Origin of the sequence: Streptomyces mobaraensis NBRC 13819 = DSM 40847 (assembly GCF_017916255.1) — a bacterium.
Classification (GTDB): Bacteria; Actinomycetota; Actinomycetes; order Streptomycetales; family Streptomycetaceae; genus Streptomyces; species Streptomyces mobaraensis.
In genome coordinates this window covers 2,124,561-2,144,079 of record NZ_CP072827.1, presented here as the reverse complement: position 1 = coordinate 2,144,079, position 19,519 = coordinate 2,124,561, and the positions used below count along the sequence as shown (strand labels likewise).

Sequence of the window (19,519 nt, the reverse complement as noted above, 5' to 3'; positions counted from 1 at the left end):
GCGCCCCCGCCGCACCACCACCCCGTATCGCCGCGCCCCGCCTCACCCCCGGTCCAGATACGCCAGCACCGCCAGCACCCGCCGGTTGTCGTCGTCGGAGGGGGCGAGCCCCAGCTTCCCGAAGATGTTGGAGGTGTGCTTGGCCACCGCCCGCTCGGTGATGACGAGCCGCTCCGCGATGGCCGTGTTCGACCGGCCCTCGGCCATCAGCTCGATCACCTCGCGCTCGCGCGGCGTCAGCCGGCCCATCGGCGCGTCCTGCGAACGCCGGGTCAGCAGCTGGGAGATGACCTGCGGGTCCATCGCCGTACCGCCACCGGCCACCCGCCGTACCGCGTCCACGAACTGCTCCGCGTCGAAGACCCGGTCCTTGAGCAGATAGCCGACCCCGCCGGTGCCGTCGGCCAGCAGCTCCTGCGCGTACAACTGCTCCACGTGCTGCGACAGCACCAGCACCGGCTGCCCGGGGACGGCCCTGCGCGCGGCCAGCGCGCACTGCAGGCCCTCGTCGGTGAACGACGGAGGCAGCCGGACGTCCACCACCGCCACGTCCGGTCGCAGCTCGGACAGCGCCCGGCTCAGGTCGGGGCCGCTCTCCACCGCGGCGACGACCTCGAAGTCGTACGCTTCCAGCAACCTCACCAGCCCGTCGCGCAGCAGGAAGAGGTCTTCGGCGATGACGACGCGCACAACGGCTCCACGGTGATGATCAGGCCCGTGCCCCCCGTGGGCCCGGTCGCACTATGGTCGCCCATCGGCGGCCCGCCCCGCTCCGGTCACGGATCCAGGGTGAAGTCCGCGTGGTCGAAGCCGGGGGCCACCACGCAGGAGACCAGCACCGGTTCGTCGCCGGCGGGCTCGGCCGACTGCCACACCCCGCCCGGGACCAGCGCCTGCGGCCACTGCCCGGCCTCGGCCACCGGCCCGAGGAGCCGTTCGGCGTCCCCCTCGTCGCCGGTGCCCTCCAGACGCATCCGCAGCGGGCCGCCGCGGTGCCACAGCCACAGCTCGTCGGAGCGCACCCGGTGCCGGCGGGAGCGCTCGCCCGGGTGCAGCAGGTAGAGGATCGCCGTCGCGAACGGCCGCGGCCCGGGATAGCCGTCGGGCACGGCGGCGCGGGAGGTCCGCCAGGTCTCGCGGAACCAGCCGCCCTCCTCGTGCGGGCGCAGTCCGTAGAGGGCCACCAGGGGCGAGGTCTCCGGCATGCGTCCACTGTGCCACCGCGCCGGCCCCGCCGCCGCCCGGCGATGCGACGGGCGGTACGGGCGGGGCGGGCGTTTCACGGATGGACGAATGAGGTGTCAGCCACCCCCGGGACCCCGGAGACGCCCCCTCAGCCGGCCGCCGCCGTCAGAGCGCACGGGATCTCGATCGTGACCAGCGTCGGCCCGCCCGGCGGGCTGCTGACCGCCAGCACCCCGTCGAACGCCCCGAGCCGCCGCTCGACCCCCAGCAGCCCGGTGCCGCCGGAGACGTCGGCACCCCCGTGGCCGTCGTCGCCGACGGCGGCCCGCAGCATCCCGTCGGCGTGGTACAGGTCGATCCGGATCATCCGGGCGCCGGAGTGCTTGACGGCGTTGGTGAGCAGCTCGCTCACCGCGAAGTACGCGGCCGACTCGATCGGTTCGGGCGCCCGGCCCGGCAGGTCCACCGCCGTCTCGACGGGCAGCGGCAGCCGCAGCGCCAAGGCCCGGACGGCGTCCCCGAGGCCGCGTTCGGCCAGCACCGGCGGGTGGATGCCGCGGACCAGGTCGCGCAGCTCGGTCAGGGCCTCGGCGGAGTCCGCGCGGGCGGCGGCGAGCAGCCGCTTGGCCTGCTCCGGGTCCTTCTCGATCAGCGCCTCGACGGTGCCCAGGCTCATGCCCATGGCGACCAGCCGCGCCTGCGCGCCGTCGTGCAGGTCCCGCTCGATGCGCCGGAGTTCGGCGGCGGAGCTGTCCACGGCGTCGTGCCGGGTCTCCGTCAGGTGCTCGATGCGCAGCGCCATCTCCCGCTGCGGCGTGGGCCGCAGGAGCGTGCGGGCCAGCCGGAAGTCGGCGCGCAGCAGGGCCGGGGCGAAGGCGACGCCGAGGACCGCGTACACCGCGCCCAGGGCGGCGGCCATATTGGCCGTGTTCTGGTCGCTGATGGGCAGGAAGGTGAACCACACGTTGCCGCCGGCCTCGACGATCGGCTTCCACACGCCGGCGGCCAGGACGAGGCCCCACGGCAGGTAGAGGACGAGCGCGGACGGCAGCACGGCGAGGAAGAAGCCGGCGACCATGTCGACCAGCAGCCACTGGATGTCGCGCCAGGTGGCCGGGTCGCGCAGCAGCGCCTGGGTGCGCTCGGCCTGCCCCACGAAGCCGCCGCGCGTGGGCAGCGGCTGGTACGGGCTGGGGATCCGGATGTCCGCCCACTCCAGGGCCCGCGCCCTGCGCCGGTCCGCGTAGGCCCGCAGGACCTTCATGGCGTGCGGGGTGGTGAGGACGCCGATCCCGACGGGGACCAGGCAGAGCGACGTCACCACGTAGGTGTAGACGAGGATCGACCCCACCAGCCCCGACCACGCGAGTCCCGTGGCCCTCGCGAGGGCGCTGAAAGCTCTGCTGATCCTCATGGGTTGTCCGTTCCCCCGTCGTTCCGTGATCCCGTCCGGGGCGGTCGTCCCCGGATCGGCCCCCAGTCTGCCGCTCCGACGGACGCCCGGTCACGGGGTGCAGGCGGCGGACCGGGGGTGTACCTGGCAACACCCTCTCACCTGGCCTTCCCTCCCGCCGACAGGGGTGCGGGACGGCTGGGGAGGCGCGGCTTCCGTTCCTAGCGTCGGGGACATGACGATCCCCACGAACCCCGGGCCGGCGCCCCGGGCCGTAACCGGCTCCCCGACGGCGTCCCGCCCCGCACCCCCGCCCGGCCCCGCCCCGCGCCTCAACACGGCCGCCAGGCTGGGGCTGTGGAGCGCCCGGCACCGCCGGACCGCCGTCCTCGGCTGGCTGCTGCTCGTCGTGCTGGCGTCCGTGCTCGGCGGCATGGCGGGCACGGCCGAGATGACCACCGCCGAACAGGGCGCCGGGGATTCCGCCCGGGCCGAGCGGATCCTCGCCGACGCGGGCATCGAGGAGCCCGCCGGCGAGACGGTCATGGTCTCCGGGCGGGCGCCGGGCGACTGGCGGGCCGCCGCCGACGGCCTCGGCCGGGCCCTCGACGCCACCGGCGTCACCACCGGCCGCAAGCCGCCGGTTCCGTCCGCCGACGGCCGTGCCGCCCTGATCCGGTTCGCCGTCAAGGGCGACCCGGCGACGGCCGGGGAGCGGGTGGGGCCCGTCACCGACGCGGTCGCGGCGGCCCGGAAGGCCCACCCCGGCCTGGTCTTCGACGAGTACGGCGAGGCCGTCGCCGGGAAGTGGCTCGACGACGTGCTCGGCGACGACTTCGCCACCGCCGAGTGGACGGCCGTCCCCCTCGCCCTCGGCATCCTGCTCGTCGTCTTCGGCGCGGTGGTCGCCGCCCTGCTGCCCGTCGGCCTCGCCGTCACCGCGTTCATCGCCGCCAACGGCCTGCTCGCCCTCGCCAGCCACGCCCTGCACGTGTCCCCGACGACCGGCTCCGTGATGCTGCTCATCGGCCTCGCCGTCGGCGTCGACTACTGCCTCTTCTACCTGCGGCGCGAACGCGACGAACGGGCCGCCGGACGCGACCCCGGGACCGCGCTGCGCATCGCCGCCGCCACCAGCGGCCGGGCCGTCCTCGTCTCCGGGCTCACCGTGATGGTCGCGATGGCCGGGATGTTCCTCTCCGGGCTGATGCTCTTCGAAGGGTTCGCGCTCGCCACCATCCTCGTGGTGTTCATCGCGATGGCCGGCTCCGTCACCGTCCTGCCCGCGCTGCTCTCCTGGCTGGGCGACCGGGTCGCCAAGGGCCGGCTGCCGCTGCCGCGCGGCCGGCGGGCCCGCCCGCGTCCCGCCGGGCGGATCTCCGGCGCGGTGCTCCGGCCCGTCCTCGGCCGCCCCGGGCTGATGGCCGTCGCGGCGACCGCCGTCCTCCTCGTCCTCGCCCTGCCCGCCCTCGGCATGCGGACCGAACAGCTCGGCCTGGACCGGCAGATGCCCTCCGACGCGCCGCTGCGCACCTCGTACGAGCGGATCACCGCCGCCTTCCCGGGCGGGCCCGCCCCCGCCAAGGTCGTGGTCCGGGCGGACGACGTCACCTCGCCCCGGTTCACCGCGGCCGTCGCGGAGTTCGGGCGGCGGGTGGCGGAGAGCGGACGGTTCGGGAAGGACGTCACCGTCACGCCGCACCCGCGGCAGCACGTGACCGAGATCCTGGTGCCGTTGGCGGGCTCCGGTGACGGCGGGGGTACGGACCGGGCCGCCCGGCGCGCCCTGGACACGCTCCGGGACGACCTGGTGCCGCGCACCCTGGAGCCCGTGGCCCGCGAGGCCAGGGTCACCGGGCCGCTCGCGTCCTCCGCCGACTTCACCGACCGGCTCGGCGACGGCATCGTGCCGGTCTTCCTGTTCATCACCGCCGTGACGTTCCTGCTGATGCTCGCCTCGTTCCGGTCCTGGCCCGTGGCGGCGGCCACGGTGCTGCTGAACCTGCTGTCCGTGGCCGCCGCGTACGGGGTGCTCACCGCCGTCTTCCAGCACGGCTGGGGCGCGTCGTGGCTGGGCGTGGAGAGCGCCGGGGCGGTCGAGGCGTGGCTGCCGCTGTTCGTGCTCGTCGTCCTCTTCGGACTGTCGATGGACTACCACGTCTTCGTCGTCTCGCGGATCCGCGAGGCCCGGCTGGCCGGGCTCGGCGCGCAGGAGGCCATCCGGGACGGCGTCCGCTCGACGGCCGGCGCCGTCACCGGCGCCGCCGCCATCATGGTCGCCGTCTTCGCGGTCTTCGCCACCCTGTCGATGCAGGACATGCAGCAGATGGGCGTGGGCCTTGCGGTCGCCGTCCTGCTGGACGCCACGGTGGTGCGGATGGTGCTGCTGCCGGCGGTGCTGGCCCTCCTCGGCGAGCGCGGCTGGCGGACGCGCTCGCCGAGGAGGGGTGATGAGCCGACGCGGCGTCAGATGGACGCCGGGGGCGCGTACTTGTAGCCGACGCGGCGCACGGTGACGATCGACGACCGGTGCTCCGCCCCCATCTTGCGGCGGAGCCTGGCCACGTGGACGTCGACCGTACGGCCGTCGCCCACGTGCCCGTAACCCCACACGGTGGTCACCAACTGGTCGCGGGTGTGCACCCGGTGGGGGTGGGCCACCAGATGGGCCAGCAGCTCGAACTCCAGGTAAGTGAGGTCCAGCGGCCGACCCGCGACGCGGGCGATGCGCTGCTCGGGATCGATGCTCACCAGGCCGTCGCCCCGGCCGGCGGCGGGGGCGTTCCGGGCCGGCTCCCCGGCGGTCCCAGGGGCGGCGCCGGTACCGCCGGTACCGCCGACGGGCTGCCGCTCGGCCGGTACGAGCACCAGGTAGCCGACCATCGGCGGCCGGCCCGGCAGCACCGGCAGCGCCTCCTGCGGCGCGGGCAGCCAGGTCGCCCCCGGGTGCAGCAGGTCGGCGACCGGCGGCGCCTCGTCGGGAGCGACGGCGCGGAGACGGTGGCGCTGGGCGGGGAGGGAGGAGGCGGCGGGGTGGGCGGGATGGGTGGGGCGAACGGGATGGAGGGGGGAGGGGGTCGGGGTCGCAGCGGTGGTCAGCGTACGGAGGTTCGACATGAGCTCAGCTCTTTCGCGCGGGGGACGTCGAAGAGACGTGCTGGAGCGCGGGCCGTTGGCCGGCAATGGTGCCGGCGGCTGACTTCGACGGGGTCAGCGAGGGGAGTGGGCCTGCGCGGAAGGACACGCGCGACAACACACTCGGTCGAAGTCGTGGTGCTGACGGGACGGCCAGAAGGGCTCGAGGTCGCTGCGACCCTTCGCGATGTTCCGGTGGCTGGCCATGCCCCTATTGAAGCATGGCCGCGGGCGGGGGAGCAGGCCCGTTCCGGGCATGTGACCAGGAACGCGGGGGGGGGGTGCCGGGCGGGGGAGGTGTCGGGGAGCCGGGGCGGGGAGCCGGGAAGTCTCCCCGGCCGCCCCCCCGGCGTCAGTACGTCACCGTGATCCGCCGCGCCGGCCCGTCCACCCGGACCGTGCCCCCGTAGGGGATCACCTGCTGCGGGTCGGTGTGCCCGAGGTCGACGTCGAAGACGGCCGGCACGTCGGGGGCGTACTCGTCGAGCGCGCGCCCCACCGCCGTCCGGAGCGCCTGCCGGTAGCCGTCCGCCTCCTCGGGGCTACGTCGCCGGTCCAGCGACCAGCCCTTCGCCCGGCCCACCAGGACGGCGGGGAAGCGGCGCAGGATCTCCCGCTCGCCCAGGGAGCGCAGGATCCCGTACACGTCGGCGGGGCGCGGCTGTTCCTCCGAGGTCTCCAGGAAGAACACGCATCCGTCGTACGCCGACGGCTCGCGGATCTCCCGGTCGGCCATGAGCAGCCAGGACAGGATCTCGATGTTGCCGCCCCAGGAGACGCCCTCCACCACCCGGTCGGGGTTCCGCCAGGTCCACCCCTGACAGGGGCGCGTCGGGGGCGCGCTCAGGAACGTCTCGGGGTCGTCCCAGGGCCGGTCGATCTCGTTGAACTCCCGCGCCTCGACCAGCTCGTACGGCCCGGAGGTGAACAGTGCCGCCCGCAGCGAGGCCGCGGTCACGGGGTGCAGGGCCCCGGGCCGGCCCAGCTCGACCATCACGCTCGCGCCGTGGTAGCTCACGATGCCGGAATTCCACAGCCAGGCGTGGAGGTTGGTGTTGTCGCTGTAGCCGAAGAAGGGCTTGGGGTGCGCCCGGACCAGGTCCCGGTCCAGGTGGGGGAGGACGGTGAGCTGGTCGTCGCCGCCGATGCTGCTGAACACCGCGGTGATGTCCGGATCCGCGAAGGCGGCGTGCAGATCGTCCGCCCGCTCGCGCGGCGACGCCCCCATCTTCCTGGTCGTCGGATACTCCACCGGCACCAGCCCGAACCCCTCCCGCAACCGCCGCAGTCCGAGTTCGAAGGGGAGGGGGAGGAGCCCGGGCAGCCCGGACGAAGGGGACACGACGGCGACACGGTCACCGGGGCGGGGCTTCGACGGGTACGTGAACGGGGGATGGGGGCGCATGCGGGTCACCTTAGGGGCGGGCGGGGCTGGTGCGCTTTCGGTTTAGGGGGAGCGGATTCGGGTGAGCCGCTGGGGACTTGGGACCTTCAGGCGGAACCGGAAGCGCGGGATGTGCTGGAAGGGCCGGTGGGGCTGGTGAAGCCGGAAGGGCCGGTGGAGCCGGAAGGGCTGGTGGAGCCGGAAGGGCTAGTGAAGCCGGAAGGGCTGGTGGAGCCGGAGGTGCCGGTGGGGTGAGCACGACGGAGCGCCCTCGACGAACCGGCGGGACCACCACCGTCGTCACCACCACCATCGTCACCCCCACCGTCGTCACCCCCACCGTCGTCACCACCACGCCCGCTTCCCTTGCCGCCGCCCTCGCCTTCCTTCTTCCTCCGACGCTCGCCGAGGGCGGCCCCGTACCGCGTGCCGGGGAGGAAGCGGAGGGCGGCCCAGGCGCAGGCACCCAGCCAGGCCGTGGCGAACAGCCAGCCGCCGATGACGTCGGTGAACCAGTGCACGCCGAGATACGCGCGGCTCAGCCCCACCGCCACCGCCCAGCACCCGGCCACCGCCACCACGGGCCCGGCGGCCCGGCGGGAGCGGAGCAGGACGGCGGCGGCGACCAGGCCCGCGGCGATGGCCGAGGTGGAGGTGTGGCCGGACGGGAACGACCAGCCGTCGGCGTGCGTCGCCCAGCCGTCGACGGGCGGCCGGGGCCGGGCGACGGACTCCAGCACCCCGTACCGGACGGCCTGCCCGCAGCCGAGGACGGCCACCGCCACGCCCGCCGCCCACACCTTCCGCCGTCCGCCGCGCACGGCGAGCCACCCGGCGAGGAGGGCCAGCAGGTAGGGGAAGGGGCCGGTGCCGGTGGCGGTGACCGCACGGGCGGTGGCGACGCCGACGGCCGGCCGGTGGGCGAGCGCCCACGCGCGGACGTCCGCGTCGACCGCGAAGCCGCCCTTGCCGTGCCGGAGCACCAGCACCGCCAGCACGACGAGCCCGAGCAGGGCGGCCCCGGCCGGGATCCCGGCACGGCGGCCGCGCCCGCGGCTCACGACGATCCCCGAAGAACTGCGGTCACCGCTGGGATCCCTTCATCCTGTGCGAGCGCCTCGGGGACTGGAGACGACCCCGGGAAGGGGAAGGTTCCAGCCCGGCGAGCCGACCGGGTGGTGGCGGACGGCGCGAGCGTGGTGGTGCCGACAACAGGTTCGGCACACGCTCCCCACACCCTTGCCCGCGATCCGACGATCTGAGGCATGAATCGTTTCACCGACAAGACGGTCCTGATCACCGGCGGTACCAGCGGCATCGGCCTCGCCACGGCCCGGCGCCTCCTCGACGAGGGCGCGTACGTGGCCATCACCGGCCGGGACGACGCCCGTCTCAAGGCCGCGGCCGAGGATCTCGGCGAAGCCCTCGGCGGGGACCCGGACCGCGTCCTGGCCGTCCGCGCCGACGCCGCCTCCCCGGCCGCCCTCGACGCGCTGATGCGCCGCGTGGAGTCGTGGCGCGGCGGGCTGGACGCGGTCTTCGCCAACGCGGGCGTCGGCATCTTCAAGCCCGCCGCGGAGCTGACCGAGGCCGACGTCGACCTCATGCTGGACGTCAACGTGAAGGGCGTCTTCCACACCGTGCTGAAAGCACTGCCGCTCCTGCGCGAGGGAAGCGCGGTGGTCCTCAACGCCTCCTGGACCCTGCACCGCGGCATGGCCGTGGCCTCCGTCTACTCCGCGGGCAAGGCGGCCGTGCACAACCTGGCCCGCACGCTCGGCGCCGATTTCGCGCCGCGCGGCATCCGCGTCAACTCCGTCAGCGCCGGCTACATCGACACCGACATGTACCGGGAGTCCGTCACCGACCCCGCCCAGCATGCCCGCAACGCCGCCGACGTGCCGCTCGGCACCCTCGGGCGGCCGGAGGACATCGCGGCGGCGGTGGCCTTCCTGGCCTCGGACGACGCCGCGTACATCACCGGCCAGGACCTGATCGTCGACGGCGGCCTCGTCGGCTCGCTCCCGCGGCGCTGACGGGGGTGCCGGCATGAACACGAGCGCCCTCCCCGCCACCATGCGGGCGATCAGCCAGGACGCCTTCGGCGGCCCTGAGGTCCTGAAGGAGGTCCGGCTCCCCGTCCCGGCGCCGGGACCCGGCCGGATCCTGGTCCGGGTTCGGGCCTCGGGCCTCAACCCCACCGACTGGAAGCACCGGGCGGCCCCGGCCTTCCTCGGCGAGCCGCCCTTCGTCCTGGGCTGGGACGTCTCCGGGACGGTCGTGGCGACCGGCCTCGGCGTCACCCTGTTCCGGCCCGGCGACGAGGTCTTCGGCATGCTGCCGCACCCGTACGGGGTGGGGGCGCACGCGGAGTACGCGGTCGGCCCGACCCGCGCGTTCGCCCGCAAACCGGCGGCCCTGGACCACGTCCACGCGGCCGCCCTCCCCCTCGCGGGCCTGACCGCCTGGCAGGCGCTGGTGGACGTCGCCGGTGTCGGCCCCGGCGACCGGGTGCTCGTCCACGCGGCCGCCGGGGGCGTCGGCCACCTGGCCGTCCAGATCGCCAAGGCCCGCGGCGCGCACGTGACCGGCACGGCGCGCGGCGCCCACCACGCCCTCCTGCGCGACCTGGGCGCGGACGAGCTGATCGACTACCGGCGGACGGACTTCGCGGCCGGGCTCGCCGGGCTCGACGTCGTCCTCGACCCCATAGGCGGCGACTACCGCACCCGCTCCCTCCCCCTCCTCCGCCCCGGCGGCACCCTCGTCTCCCTCCAGCCCCACGGCACGGAGGAACTGGCCGCGGCGGCCCGTGCGGCGGGGGTCCGTGGCGAGGTGATGATCGTGGAGGCGGACCACGCCGGCATGAACGCCCTGGCCGACCTGGCGTCGACCGGCCGCCTCCGCCCGGTGATCGCCGCCACCCACCCCCTGTCCGAGGCCGCCACGGCCCACGCGGCGGGCGAGAGGGGCGGCCGGGCGGGGAAGCTGGTGCTGGTAATGGACTGACGCTTTGAGACCGGGGCCGTTCCACACCCTTTTCGCGCACCTCTCCGTGAGGGGGCGGTGACGACGCGGAGCGACTGCTGTGAGGCCGCGCATAGGGCCCCGGTCACATACGGATCTCTTTAGTGCTGTGCGCTCCCATAATCCCCGCGGAATTCGTTGGAGTGGTGCGCTGATAACGACGTGGGGGAGTAGGTCACAGTGCTTGTCGGGGTTTTCGACCGCCGCTAAGAATGGGTGGACCGCACGGCGCCGTCCGACCGAGAACGGCGCTTTTCTCTGCGCCGGTCCAGGCCCGTGCGGTTTCCCGATGCGAAAGGTTCATTCCTTCTCATGCGTTCCACCCACTCCGGCTATACCCGTCTGACCAAGGCCCACAAGTTCTCCGCCGCGGCGCTGACCGCCGCCGGTGCCGCCGCTGTCGCGTTCGGTGCGGCCTCGCACGCGGTGGCCGCTCCGGCGCCGGTGAAGCCGGTCGCCTGGAGCGCGGAGGCTTTCGGTCAGGCGCAGGACGCCGAGCGGAAGGACGCCGCCGACAAGGCGGCCGAGCAGGCCCGGGTCGAGGCCGCCGCGGCCAAGCACACTGCCAAGACCAAGGCCGAGGCGGACGCGAAGGCGAAGGCCGACGCGAAGGCGAAGGCGGATGCCAAGGCCAAGGCCGACAAGGACCGCGCCGAGAAGCAGGCCGCGAACCGTTCCACCACCCGCAAGCCGCTGAGCAAGCCCGCCGCTCCGGCCGCTCCGGCGCCGAAGGCGTACGGCAATGACCTGGAGGGCTGGATCGCCCAGGCGCTGGACATCATGAAGGCCAAGGGCATCCCGGCTTCCTATGACGGTGTGAAGCGGAACATCATGCGGGAGTCGACCGGTAACCCGCACGCGATCAACGACTGGGACGTCAACGCCGTGAACGGTGTGCCGTCGAAGGGTCTGCTGCAGATCATCGACCCGACGTTCAAGGCGTACCACGTCGAGGGCACGTCCTGGGACATCTACGACCCGGTGGCCAACATCGTCGCGTCCTGCAATTACGCGGCCGACAAGTACGGCTCGATGGACAACGTGAACTCCGCCTACTGACGGAGAGCGAAAAACGAACCGCCGGAGGGCGGCGGCACCGGAAACCGGATGCCGCCGCCCTCCGGCTCATCCGCCCCACGGGCGCCGCCATCGCCCTAGGTCACGCACCACCCGTCACGGAGAGTGGCCGACCGCACCGGAACGCCACAGATCCGACCAAATCATCGCAACAGTTGACGTCTATAGTGTCCTGAGTGTTCGCGCGAATAAGCAGCAGAGACAAGCTCGCCGCGTGGCGGCAACCACGGGTGATCCTGTGGACCGTGGCGGGCGTGGTGACGCTCGCGTTCTTCATCGTGCTGGAGATCGTCGCGCGCCGCGTCGGCGGCGAGCCGGGCCCGCTGGTCACCCAGGCGAAGGAACTGGTCTTCCCGCCCAAGCCGGGCCCGCTGTACGCCGGTCTGGCGCTGACGATGGTGGTGCTCACCTGGCGGCAACGGCTCATCGCGGCGGCCTGGGCGGTCGGCATCGACCTCCTCTTCGTCCTGGGGCGGTGGGCGGCCGACGTCAAGGTGACCGACGGCCGTTACTTCGGCAACGGCGCGCTGTGGGTGATGCTGGGCGTCGCGGTCATCGCGCTCACCCGCCGCACCGGCCGGGAACGCACCCTGCTGCTCAAGGGCGTCGGACTGGGCCTGCTGCTGGTGGCCGGCCGCAAGGTCGGCGACTCCTGGCTCATGATCACGTGGAAGACCCGCCCGAAGGTGCTCGACCAGTACGTGGCGACCGCCGACCACGCCCTCGGCAACCCGTCGTGGGCGGCCGGCCGCATCCTCAAGGCCGCCGAGCCGATCGGCCCGCACGTCCTCGACCTGGTCTACGCGCACCTCGCGGTCGCCGCGATCATCTTCGCGCTCTACCAGCTCCGCAACGTGGCCGCCGAGCGCCGCTTCCCGCGCCACCACCTGGTCCGCACCTTCCTGGTGATCGGCCTCCTCGGGCCGGGCATCTACATGCTCTTCCCGGTCGTCGGCCCGGTCTTCGCCTACGGCCCCGGCGCCTCCGGCACCGGCGGCGTGGAGTGGGCGACGGCCAACATCTGGCCGCACACCCCGCCGTCCATCGGCATCCCGCACGCGTTCACCTACGACGACCTCACCCCGCGCAACTGCATGCCCAGCCTCCACACGGCCTGGGCCACCGCGATCTTCATCCACTCCCGCAAGGGCCCCCGCTGGGTCCGCTACGGCGGCGCGTTCTGGCTGGTCGCCACCATCAGCGCCACCCTGGGCTTCGGCTACCACTACGGCTCGGACGTCATCGCCGGCGTGGTCTTCGCGCTCACCATCGAGGCGGGCATGCGCCTCTACGACCGCGGCCCGGACCGCAAGGGCATCCTGTTCATCGCCTACGGCACGACGGTCTTCACCGCCTTCCTGCTGGCCTACCGCTTCCTCCCGGTCGAGATGGCCGAAAGCCCCTGGCTCTTCGGCCCCCTCCTCATCCTGACCACCCTCTCGGTCATCTACAGCTACCTCCGCATCACCAGACAGTGGGAAGCGAACCCCCTCACCCCACTCCCGGACCCGAAACCCGCGGCGGAACCCCAACGCCCAGAGCCGCAGCCCGAACCGGTCTGACCGCCCGGTCCCACCACAGCAACGACGAGGGCCGCTCCCCAGAACGGGGAGCGGCCCTCGTCGTGCGCGGTCATGTCGTTGAGCCGCTGTTCGGAGTCACGGTCGACGGGACGCCGGTGGCGTCGCAGACCCCATAATGCTCGGGCCCTGCTGGCCCTGCTGGCCCCGGTCGACCAGGCTTGCCCCGTCTCCGGGCCGGTCCTCCGCCGGGACCACGTTCAAATGCTCGCCAGGATCGCGGCCCGCCGCTCCTGGTACTCCGCATCCGTGATCGCGCCCGCCACCCGCAGCTGATCCAACGTCGCCAGGCGTGAAGCCACATCTTGCACGCCAGTCGGCACTACGGCGGGTACAGGCACCGTGGGGGTGACCGGCGCCTGCGGCGAGGCGATCAGCATCCGCAACCGGCCCGACAACGCCTCACCGTGGGGCTTTGGAACCTGTTTGATGTCCGCGCGGTTACCCGACGCGAACACCGACAGAGTGCCCATGAGCAGGCCAGCCGACCACTGCACCGACGAGATGTTGCCGAGTGGGAAGTCCTCTAGCCTTTGCGACATGATCCCGTGCTTAAAGAACACCAGCCGTAGGTTCGTCAGGGCCACCAGGCCGATCCCGTTGCCGTACGCGCCGCTGGCGAGCATGTCGACCGTCTCGTCTTCCCAAAGAACCGAGGGCAGTTGCTCGATCTCCCTCCGCGATCCGATCGCGGGGGCGATTTTCTCGGCCGCTGCGTCGATGTCCGGACGGACGTTGTACTTGCGCATTCCCACCCCTTCTGTTGTGGGCGGGATGCTATCCGTCCCACCGTCGCGTCCGCGGGCGAACGGGCATACGGGACAGGGCCGCTCCTGTCCGGCGGCGGGGCAGCGTCGGGGACCCGTACGCGGCATGAGGCAAGCGGCCTGTGATCACAATCGCCGCGGGTCGACGACGTGTCCTGTCACAAGGAACCCGAGCAAGCAGCGAGGGCCGATACCCGGCTATGGGGTAACGGCCCTCGCTGTCAGGCCGGCTTCTTACAGGTCGAAGTACAGCTCGAACTCGTGCGGGTGCGGGCGGAGCTGCATCGGGGCGATTTCGTTGGTGCGCTTGTAGTCGATCCAGGTCTCGATCAGGTCGGACGTGAAGACGCCGCCGGCCTGGAGGTACTCGTTGTCGGCCTCGAGGGCTTCGAGGACGGCGGGGAGGGAGGTGGGGACCTGGGGGACGTTGGCGTGCTCGTCGGGGGCGAGCTCGTAGAGGTCCTTGTCGATCGGCTCGGCGGGCTCGATCTTGTTCTTGACGCCGTCGAGGCCGGCCAGGAGGAGGGCCGAGAAGGCGAGGTACGGGTTCGAGGACGGGTCCGGGGCGCGGAACTCGACGCGCTTGGCCTTCGGGTTGGAGCCCGTGATCGGGATGCGCATCGCGGCGGAGCGGTTGCGCTGCGAGTAGACCAGGTTGACCGGGGCCTCGAAGCCGGGGACCAGGCGGTGGTACGAGTTCACCGTCGGGTTGGTGAAGGCCAGCAGCGACGGGGCGTGCTTGAGGATGCCGCCGATGTAGTAGCGGGCGGTGTCGGACAGGCCCGCGTAGCCCTGCTCGTCGTAGAAGAGGGGCTCGCCGCCGTTCCACAGGGACTGGTGGACGTGCATGCCGGAGCCGTTGTCGCCGAAGATCGGCTTGGGCATGAAGGTGGCGGTCTTGCCGTTGCGCCAGGCGACGTTCTTCACGATGTACTTGAAGAGCATCAGGTCGTCGGCGGCGGCGAGGAGGGTGTTGAACTTGTAGTTGATCTCCGCCTGGCCGGCGGTGCCCACCTCGTGGTGCTGGCGCTCGACCTGGAGGCCGGCCTTGTCCAGCTCCAGGGAGATCTCGGCGCGCAGGTCGGCGAAGTGGTCGACCGGCGGGGCCGGGAAGTAGCCGCCCTTGTAGCGGACCTTGTAACCGCGGTTGTTCTCCACCGCACCGGTGTTCCAGGCGCCCGCCTCGGAGTCGATGTGGTAGAAGGACTGGTTCGCGGACGTCTCGAAACGGACGTTGTCGAAGACGTAGAACTCGGCCTCGGGGCCGAAGAACGCGGTGTCCGCGATGCCGGTGGACGCGAGGTACGCCTCGGCCTTCTTCGCCACGTTCCGCGGGTCGCGGCTGTACTGCTCACCGGTGATCGGGTCGTGGATGAAGAAGTTGATGTTGAGGGTCTTGTCCCGGCGGAACGGGTCCACGCGCGCCGTGGACAGGTCGGCGCGCAGGGCCATGTCGGACTCGTGGATGGCCTGGAATCCGCGGATCGACGAGCCGTCGAAGGCCAGCTCCTCCTGGGGGTCGAACGCCGCCGCCGGAATGGTGAAGTGCTGCATCACACCCGGCAGGTCACAGAAACGGACATCGACGAACTTGACGTCCTCGTCCTTGATGAACTTCTTGGCGTCGTCGCCGTTCTGGAACATCCAACCCTCCTAGCCCGGCCGCCAGCGGTCGGGGATTGCTTCGGTGGTGCTGCGGCCGACCCTAGAGAGACCGGATTTCCCAAGCATGACCCATTTGTTTCGCCGAGGTTAACCGGAGCGCCGCGAAATGATCATCGATTCGGTTCCGACGCCTACCCGGCCGCCGGTGATCGCAAGCCTGCCCAGTACCGTGGACTGGTGGACAAAAGGCAGGCAATCGGCTCGTGGCTCTCCGGACCCCGCGCGGCGGCGGAGCAGATGGGCATCGACTTCGGCTATCGCGGGGAACAGCTCGGGCTGCCGGAGCACGGGCCGGGCTCCGTCGCCCCGCTCGGACGGCGGTTCGCCGCGATCTTCATCGACTGGGGCCTGAGCATGCTCATCGCCTACGGCCTCTTCGCCCGGGGGGAGATGCACCGGGCCGGCAACTGGGCGCTGCTGGTCTTCTTCCTGCTCAGCGTGCTGACCGTGGGCACGGTCGGCTTCACCCCCGGGAAGCGGCTGCTCCGCATCCGGGTCATCGGGGAGGCCGGTGACCGGCTGACCTTCCCGAAGGCCCTGCTGCGCAGCGTGCTCCTCGTGATCGTCATCCCGGCCGTCATCTGGGACCGGGACACCCGCGGGCTGCACGACCGGCTCGCCAAGGCGGTTCAGGTGCGGATCTGAGAGACCGCGCCAGGACAACGGAGTGAGGGCGGGGCGGGACCGTGTCGGTCCCGCCCCGCCCTCACTCACTCTCCGTCCGCGCCTTTCGCAGCGGTCGTGTCAGCGGCGTCAGCGGCCCTTCGGCATCCGCATGCCCTTCGGCATCGGACCCTTCGGGATCGGCATGTTGCTCATCAGGTCGCCCAGCGCCCGCAGCCGGTCGTTCACGACCGTCACCTGCGCGCCCGGCAGCACCCGGGGAAGCTTCAGCAGGGTGGTGCGCAGCTTCTTCAACGGCACCTGGCCCTCACCGGTGCCCACGACGATGTCGTGCACCGGCACGTCCGCGACGATGCGCGCCATCCGCTTCTTCTCGGCGGCCAGCAGGCTCTTCAGCCGGTTCGGGTTGCCCTCGCCGACCAGGACGATGCCGGCCTTGCCGACCGAGCGGTGGACGACGTCCTGGTTGCGGTTCATCGCGACCGCGGGCGTCGTCGTCCAGCCGCGGCCGATGTTGTCCAGCACCGCCGCCGCGGCGCCCGGCTGGCCCTCCATCTGCCCGAAGGCGGCACGCTCGGCACGGCGGCCGAAGACGATCGCCATCGCGAGGAAGGCCAGCAGGAAGCCCAGGATGCCCAGGTAGATCGGGTGGTCGATCCAGAAGCCGATGGCGAGGAGGACACCGAAGGTGACAATGCCCACGCCCGCGACGACAAGACCGACCTTCGAATCGACCTTCTTGGTCATCTTGTAGGTCAGGGCGATCTGCTTCAGTCGCCCGGGGTTCTCGGATGTTTCCTTCCTCGCCATATGGCGAAGTTTACGTGTCCCGGGGGCCGCCGGCTCACGTGGCCTGCGGGCCGCTCACCCGGCCTGCGACCGGGCCGTCTACCTGGCCCGCGGGCCGGGGTCGGCCGCGGCTTCCAGGAGGTGCTGGGCCTCGCGCCGGTCCTTCGCCCGGCGGCGGTCCTCCAGGACGGCGGTCCACGCGTTCCGGCGGGCGGTGCGCTGGCCGCCGCGCAGCAGCAGGCGCTCCAGGGCCAGCAGCGCGCCCGTCACCGAGGGCGGCCGGACGGCGAGCGTGGAAGGCAGGGCGGAGAAGGCGTGCGCGGCGGTCGCCGTCGTCGTGCGGGCGGGCGCGGCCTGCATGTCGTGTCCTCTCGTGGGCGGATGGGTGAGAGGTGGGGGAGCGGCGGTGCTCTGTGCGCGGTTTGTGGCCGCGCACAAATCCGGTGGGCGTACGACTGTTCGTGCGCACATCGTTACCGAACGGTGTTACCGGCGCGTGTCCGAGTGGTCAAAGTCTATGAAATGTTGACGCGGCCCGGACGGGCCCCTCGGGGCACCGTCCGGGCCGTGTCACACGACGTCCGGCGGGACGTTCGGCGCTTACGCCGCGGCTTCGCTCCGCTTCACACCTCCGTGCGGTCGAGCTTCGCGGCGCCTCCGCTTCGGCCGGGTGGCCGCCCTCGTTCCTCGGACGGCCCCCCGACCTACGCTGCGGCTTCGCTCCGCTTCGCACCTCTGGTCGGTCGAGCTTCGCGGCGCCTCCGCTTCGGCCGGGTGGCCGCCCTCGTTCCTCGGACGCCCCCCCGACCTACGCTGCGGCTTCGCTCCGCTTCTCGATCGCCTGGCGGTACAGCCGCCCCGCCCGGTACGACGAGCGGACCAGCGGGCCCGACATCACGCCGGCGTAGCCGATCTCCTCGGCCTCCTGCTGGAGCTCCACGAACTCCTGCGGCTTGACCCACCGCTCCACCGGGTGGTGGCGCGGCGACGGGCGCAGGTACTGGGTGATCGTGATGAGTTCGCAACCCGCCTCGTGGAGGTCGCGGAGGGCCTGGGTGATCTCCTCGCGCTCCTCGCCCATGCCGAGGATCAGGTTGGACTTCGTCACCAGGCCGGCCTCGCGGGCCTTGGTGATGACCTCCAGCGAGCGCTCGTAGCGGAAGCCGGGACGGATGCGCTTGAAGATCCGGGGAACCGTCTCGACGTTGTGCGCCAGCACCTCGGGGCGGGACGAGAAGACCTCGGCCAGCTGGTCGGGCTTGGCGTTGAAGTCGGGGATCAGCAGCTCGACGCCGGTGTCCGGCATCAGGCCGTGGATCTGGCGGACGGTCTCGGCGTACAGCCAGGCGCCGCCGTCCTCCAGGTCGTCGCGGGCCACGCCGGTGATCGTCGCGTACTTGAGCTCCATCGACCGCACGGATTCGGCCACGCGGCGCGGCTCGTCGCGGTCCAGGGCCTGCGGCTTGCCGGTGTCGATCTGGCAGAAGTCGCAGCGCCGGGTGCACTGGTCGCCGCCGATGAGGAACGTCGCCTCGCGGTCCTCCCAGCACTCGTAGATGTTGGGACAGCCCGCTTCCTGGCACACCGTGTGCAGGCCCTCGCGCTTCACCAGACCCTGGAGCTCGGTGTACTCGGGGCCCATCTTCGCCCGGGTCTTGATCCATTCGGGCTTGCGCTCGATGGGGGTCTGGGCGTTCCGGACCTCAAGGCGCAGCATCTTGCGTCCGTCGGGTGCGACAGCGGACACTCCGGCTCCCTATGACTTCGATTCTTCGGCGGACACCAGGGTACGCCCGTTCGTTCTGATGTTCTTACGCCCGGGGAACCGGCGAGACGGCGATGGCATTCCCGGAGGGGTGCGGGGCGGAGGCCCCGGCGGCGGGGGCCCGCCGGCCCGGGCCAGGGGGCGCCGAGTGGCCGAAACCGGCCGCCGCCCACCCCGTCAGGCCGTCGCTAGACCGCCCGCGGCAGCGGCTCCGCCGCCTCCAGGACCTCGCGCAGGTGCTTCTCGACGACGGGCAGCGCCTCGCGGACGGTGATCCGCCGGCCCAGCTCGTTCGAGAGAGACGTCACTCCGGCGTCCCGGATGCCGCACGGCACGATGCGGTCGAACCAGGTGTTGTCGGGGTCGCAGTTCAGGGCGAAGCCGTGCATGGTGACGCCCTTGGCGATGCGGATGCCGATCGCGGCGAGCTTGCGGTCCTCGCCGCGCTGCCCGGCGTTGGAGGGGGCGTACTCGGGGCCGCTGAGGCGCGGGTCGAACTCGTCGACGGGCGGGCGGGGGGCCGCCAGGTCGAGCTGGAGGCCGCCGGTCCCGACCCGCTCGCGGGCCTCGCCGAGGACCCAGACGCCGCTGCGGCCCTCGACCCGGGTGGTGGCGAGGCCGAACTCCGCGCAGGCCCGGATCAGGGCTTCCTCCAGGCGGCGGACGTGGGCGATGACGTCCACCGGGCGCGGGAGCTTGAGGATCGGGTAGCCGACGAGCTGGCCCGGACCGTGCCAGGTGATCTTGCCGCCGCGGTCCACGTCGACGACCGGCGTCCCGTCCAGGGGGCGCTCGCTGTCCTCCGTGCGCCGTCCGGCCGTGTAGACCGCCGGGTGCTCCACCATCAGGCAGGTGTCCGGGATCTCGTCCGCGAACCGGGCCGCGTGCACGCGGCGCTGCTCCTGCCACGCGTCCTGGTACTCGACGGCGTCCGCCCCGAAGCCCAGATGGACAAAGCGCAGCTCACTCACGGCAGCTCCTGTTCCCGTCTTCCCGTACTCGCGGGTCCGTCCCGGACCCCTGGCACCGGCGGGCGCGAACGTCCCGGACGCGTACGCCGTGCCCAAGCCACTGTACGGCGGCCTCCGAATGGGCTGCGGTCGAGCCCCTTACAAGATCGTCTGGCGG

18 protein-coding genes are annotated in these 19,519 nt (G+C 72.4%); 6 read left to right on the top strand and 12 right to left on the bottom strand.

Going from position 1 to position 19,519, the window contains the following annotated elements:
- Window positions 1-42: 42 nt before the first annotated feature.
- The 3 genes from J7W19_RS08785 to J7W19_RS08775 form a co-directional block, all read right to left on the bottom strand.
- Window positions 43-690, bottom strand: a complete 648-nt coding sequence (locus J7W19_RS08785) for a LuxR C-terminal-related transcriptional regulator (protein WP_004954995.1) — start codon at window positions 688-690, stop codon at window positions 43-45.
- A gap of 86 nt (window positions 691-776) precedes the next feature.
- Window positions 777-1,205 carry a cupin domain-containing protein gene (locus tag J7W19_RS08780; RefSeq protein WP_004954998.1) on the bottom strand — a complete coding sequence of 143 codons (429 nt, stop codon included), beginning with the start codon at window positions 1,203-1,205 and terminating at the stop codon, window positions 777-779.
- Window positions 1,206-1,333: 128 nt separating this feature from the next.
- Window positions 1,334-2,599, bottom strand: a complete 1,266-nt coding sequence (locus J7W19_RS08775) for a sensor histidine kinase (protein ID WP_040892641.1) — start codon at window positions 2,597-2,599, stop codon at window positions 1,334-1,336.
- 214 nt (window positions 2,600-2,813) lie between these two features.
- On the opposite strand from J7W19_RS08775, the gene J7W19_RS08770 reads away from it, so the two are divergent.
- Entirely contained in the window at window positions 2,814-5,075 is a 2,262-nt protein-coding gene (locus J7W19_RS08770; RefSeq protein WP_210455314.1) for an MMPL family transporter, read from the top strand.
- Here J7W19_RS08770 and J7W19_RS08765 read toward each other — a convergent pair.
- From J7W19_RS08765 to J7W19_RS08755, 3 genes are all read right to left on the bottom strand, one after another.
- Window positions 5,045-5,695 (bottom strand): winged helix-turn-helix domain-containing protein, encoded by a 651-nt coding sequence (locus J7W19_RS08765; RefSeq protein WP_004955906.1) that lies wholly within the window; start codon window positions 5,693-5,695, stop codon window positions 5,045-5,047. The genes J7W19_RS08770 and J7W19_RS08765 overlap by 31 nt on opposite strands.
- 370 nt (window positions 5,696-6,065) lie before the next feature.
- Window positions 6,066-7,118, bottom strand: a complete 1,053-nt coding sequence (locus J7W19_RS08760; protein WP_004955907.1) for a S66 family peptidase — start codon at window positions 7,116-7,118, stop codon at window positions 6,066-6,068.
- An 86-nt stretch (window positions 7,119-7,204) separates the two neighbouring features.
- Window positions 7,205-8,158: a phosphatase PAP2 family protein gene (locus tag J7W19_RS08755; protein WP_004955909.1), complete on the bottom strand. Its 954-nt coding sequence runs from the start codon at window positions 8,156-8,158 to the stop codon at window positions 7,205-7,207.
- Between the two features lie 204 nt (window positions 8,159-8,362).
- Here J7W19_RS08755 and J7W19_RS08750 point away from each other — a divergent pair, with 204 nt between their 5' ends.
- From J7W19_RS08750 to J7W19_RS08735, 4 genes are all read left to right on the top strand, one after another.
- Window positions 8,363-9,133: an SDR family NAD(P)-dependent oxidoreductase gene (locus J7W19_RS08750; RefSeq protein WP_004955911.1), complete on the top strand. Its 771-nt coding sequence runs from the start codon at window positions 8,363-8,365 to the stop codon at window positions 9,131-9,133.
- 13 nt (window positions 9,134-9,146) lie between these two features.
- A complete protein-coding gene (locus J7W19_RS08745; RefSeq protein WP_004955913.1) occupies window positions 9,147-10,106 on the top strand; it encodes an NADP-dependent oxidoreductase in 960 nt (319 codons plus the stop codon).
- A gap of 330 nt (window positions 10,107-10,436) precedes the next feature.
- Window positions 10,437-11,183 (top strand): transglycosylase SLT domain-containing protein, encoded by a 747-nt coding sequence (locus tag J7W19_RS08740; RefSeq protein ID WP_210455312.1) that lies wholly within the window; start codon window positions 10,437-10,439, stop codon window positions 11,181-11,183.
- A gap of 194 nt (window positions 11,184-11,377) precedes the next feature.
- Entirely contained in the window at window positions 11,378-12,763 is a 1,386-nt protein-coding gene (locus J7W19_RS08735) for a phosphatase PAP2 family protein (protein WP_040889753.1), read from the top strand.
- A 218-nt stretch (window positions 12,764-12,981) separates the two neighbouring features.
- On the opposite strand, the gene J7W19_RS08730 is transcribed toward J7W19_RS08735, so the two are convergent.
- Window positions 12,982-13,530, bottom strand: a complete 549-nt coding sequence (locus tag J7W19_RS08730) for a PH domain-containing protein (RefSeq protein WP_004944773.1) — start codon at window positions 13,528-13,530, stop codon at window positions 12,982-12,984.
- Window positions 13,531-13,782: 252 nt separating this feature from the next.
- Window positions 13,783-15,192, bottom strand: a complete 1,410-nt coding sequence (gene glnA, locus J7W19_RS08725) for a type I glutamate--ammonia ligase (protein ID WP_004944775.1) — start codon at window positions 15,190-15,192, stop codon at window positions 13,783-13,785.
- A gap of 198 nt (window positions 15,193-15,390) precedes the next feature.
- Between glnA and J7W19_RS08720 the strand changes: the two genes are divergently transcribed.
- Window positions 15,391-15,858: an RDD family protein gene (locus J7W19_RS08720; protein ID WP_078588021.1), complete on the top strand. Its 468-nt coding sequence runs from the start codon at window positions 15,391-15,393 to the stop codon at window positions 15,856-15,858.
- Between the two features lie 108 nt (window positions 15,859-15,966).
- Here J7W19_RS08720 and J7W19_RS08715 read toward each other — a convergent pair whose 3' ends face one another.
- From J7W19_RS08715 to lipB, 4 genes are all read right to left on the bottom strand, one after another.
- Window positions 15,967-16,647: a DUF4191 domain-containing protein gene (locus J7W19_RS08715; protein ID WP_004955068.1), complete on the bottom strand. Its 681-nt coding sequence runs from the start codon at window positions 16,645-16,647 to the stop codon at window positions 15,967-15,969.
- A gap of 78 nt (window positions 16,648-16,725) precedes the next feature.
- Window positions 16,726-16,986: an SCO2195 family GlnR-regulated protein gene (locus tag J7W19_RS08710; RefSeq protein WP_004955066.1), complete on the bottom strand. Its 261-nt coding sequence runs from the start codon at window positions 16,984-16,986 to the stop codon at window positions 16,726-16,728.
- A 448-nt stretch (window positions 16,987-17,434) separates the two neighbouring features.
- Complete coding sequence (gene lipA / locus J7W19_RS08705; RefSeq protein WP_004955063.1) at window positions 17,435-18,373, bottom strand: lipoyl synthase; 939 nt, start codon at window positions 18,371-18,373, stop codon at window positions 17,435-17,437.
- A 206-nt stretch (window positions 18,374-18,579) separates the two neighbouring features.
- Window positions 18,580-19,362: a lipoyl(octanoyl) transferase LipB gene (gene lipB, locus J7W19_RS08700; RefSeq protein WP_004955061.1), complete on the bottom strand. Its 783-nt coding sequence runs from the start codon at window positions 19,360-19,362 to the stop codon at window positions 18,580-18,582.
- Window positions 19,363-19,519: the final 157 nt, after the last annotated feature.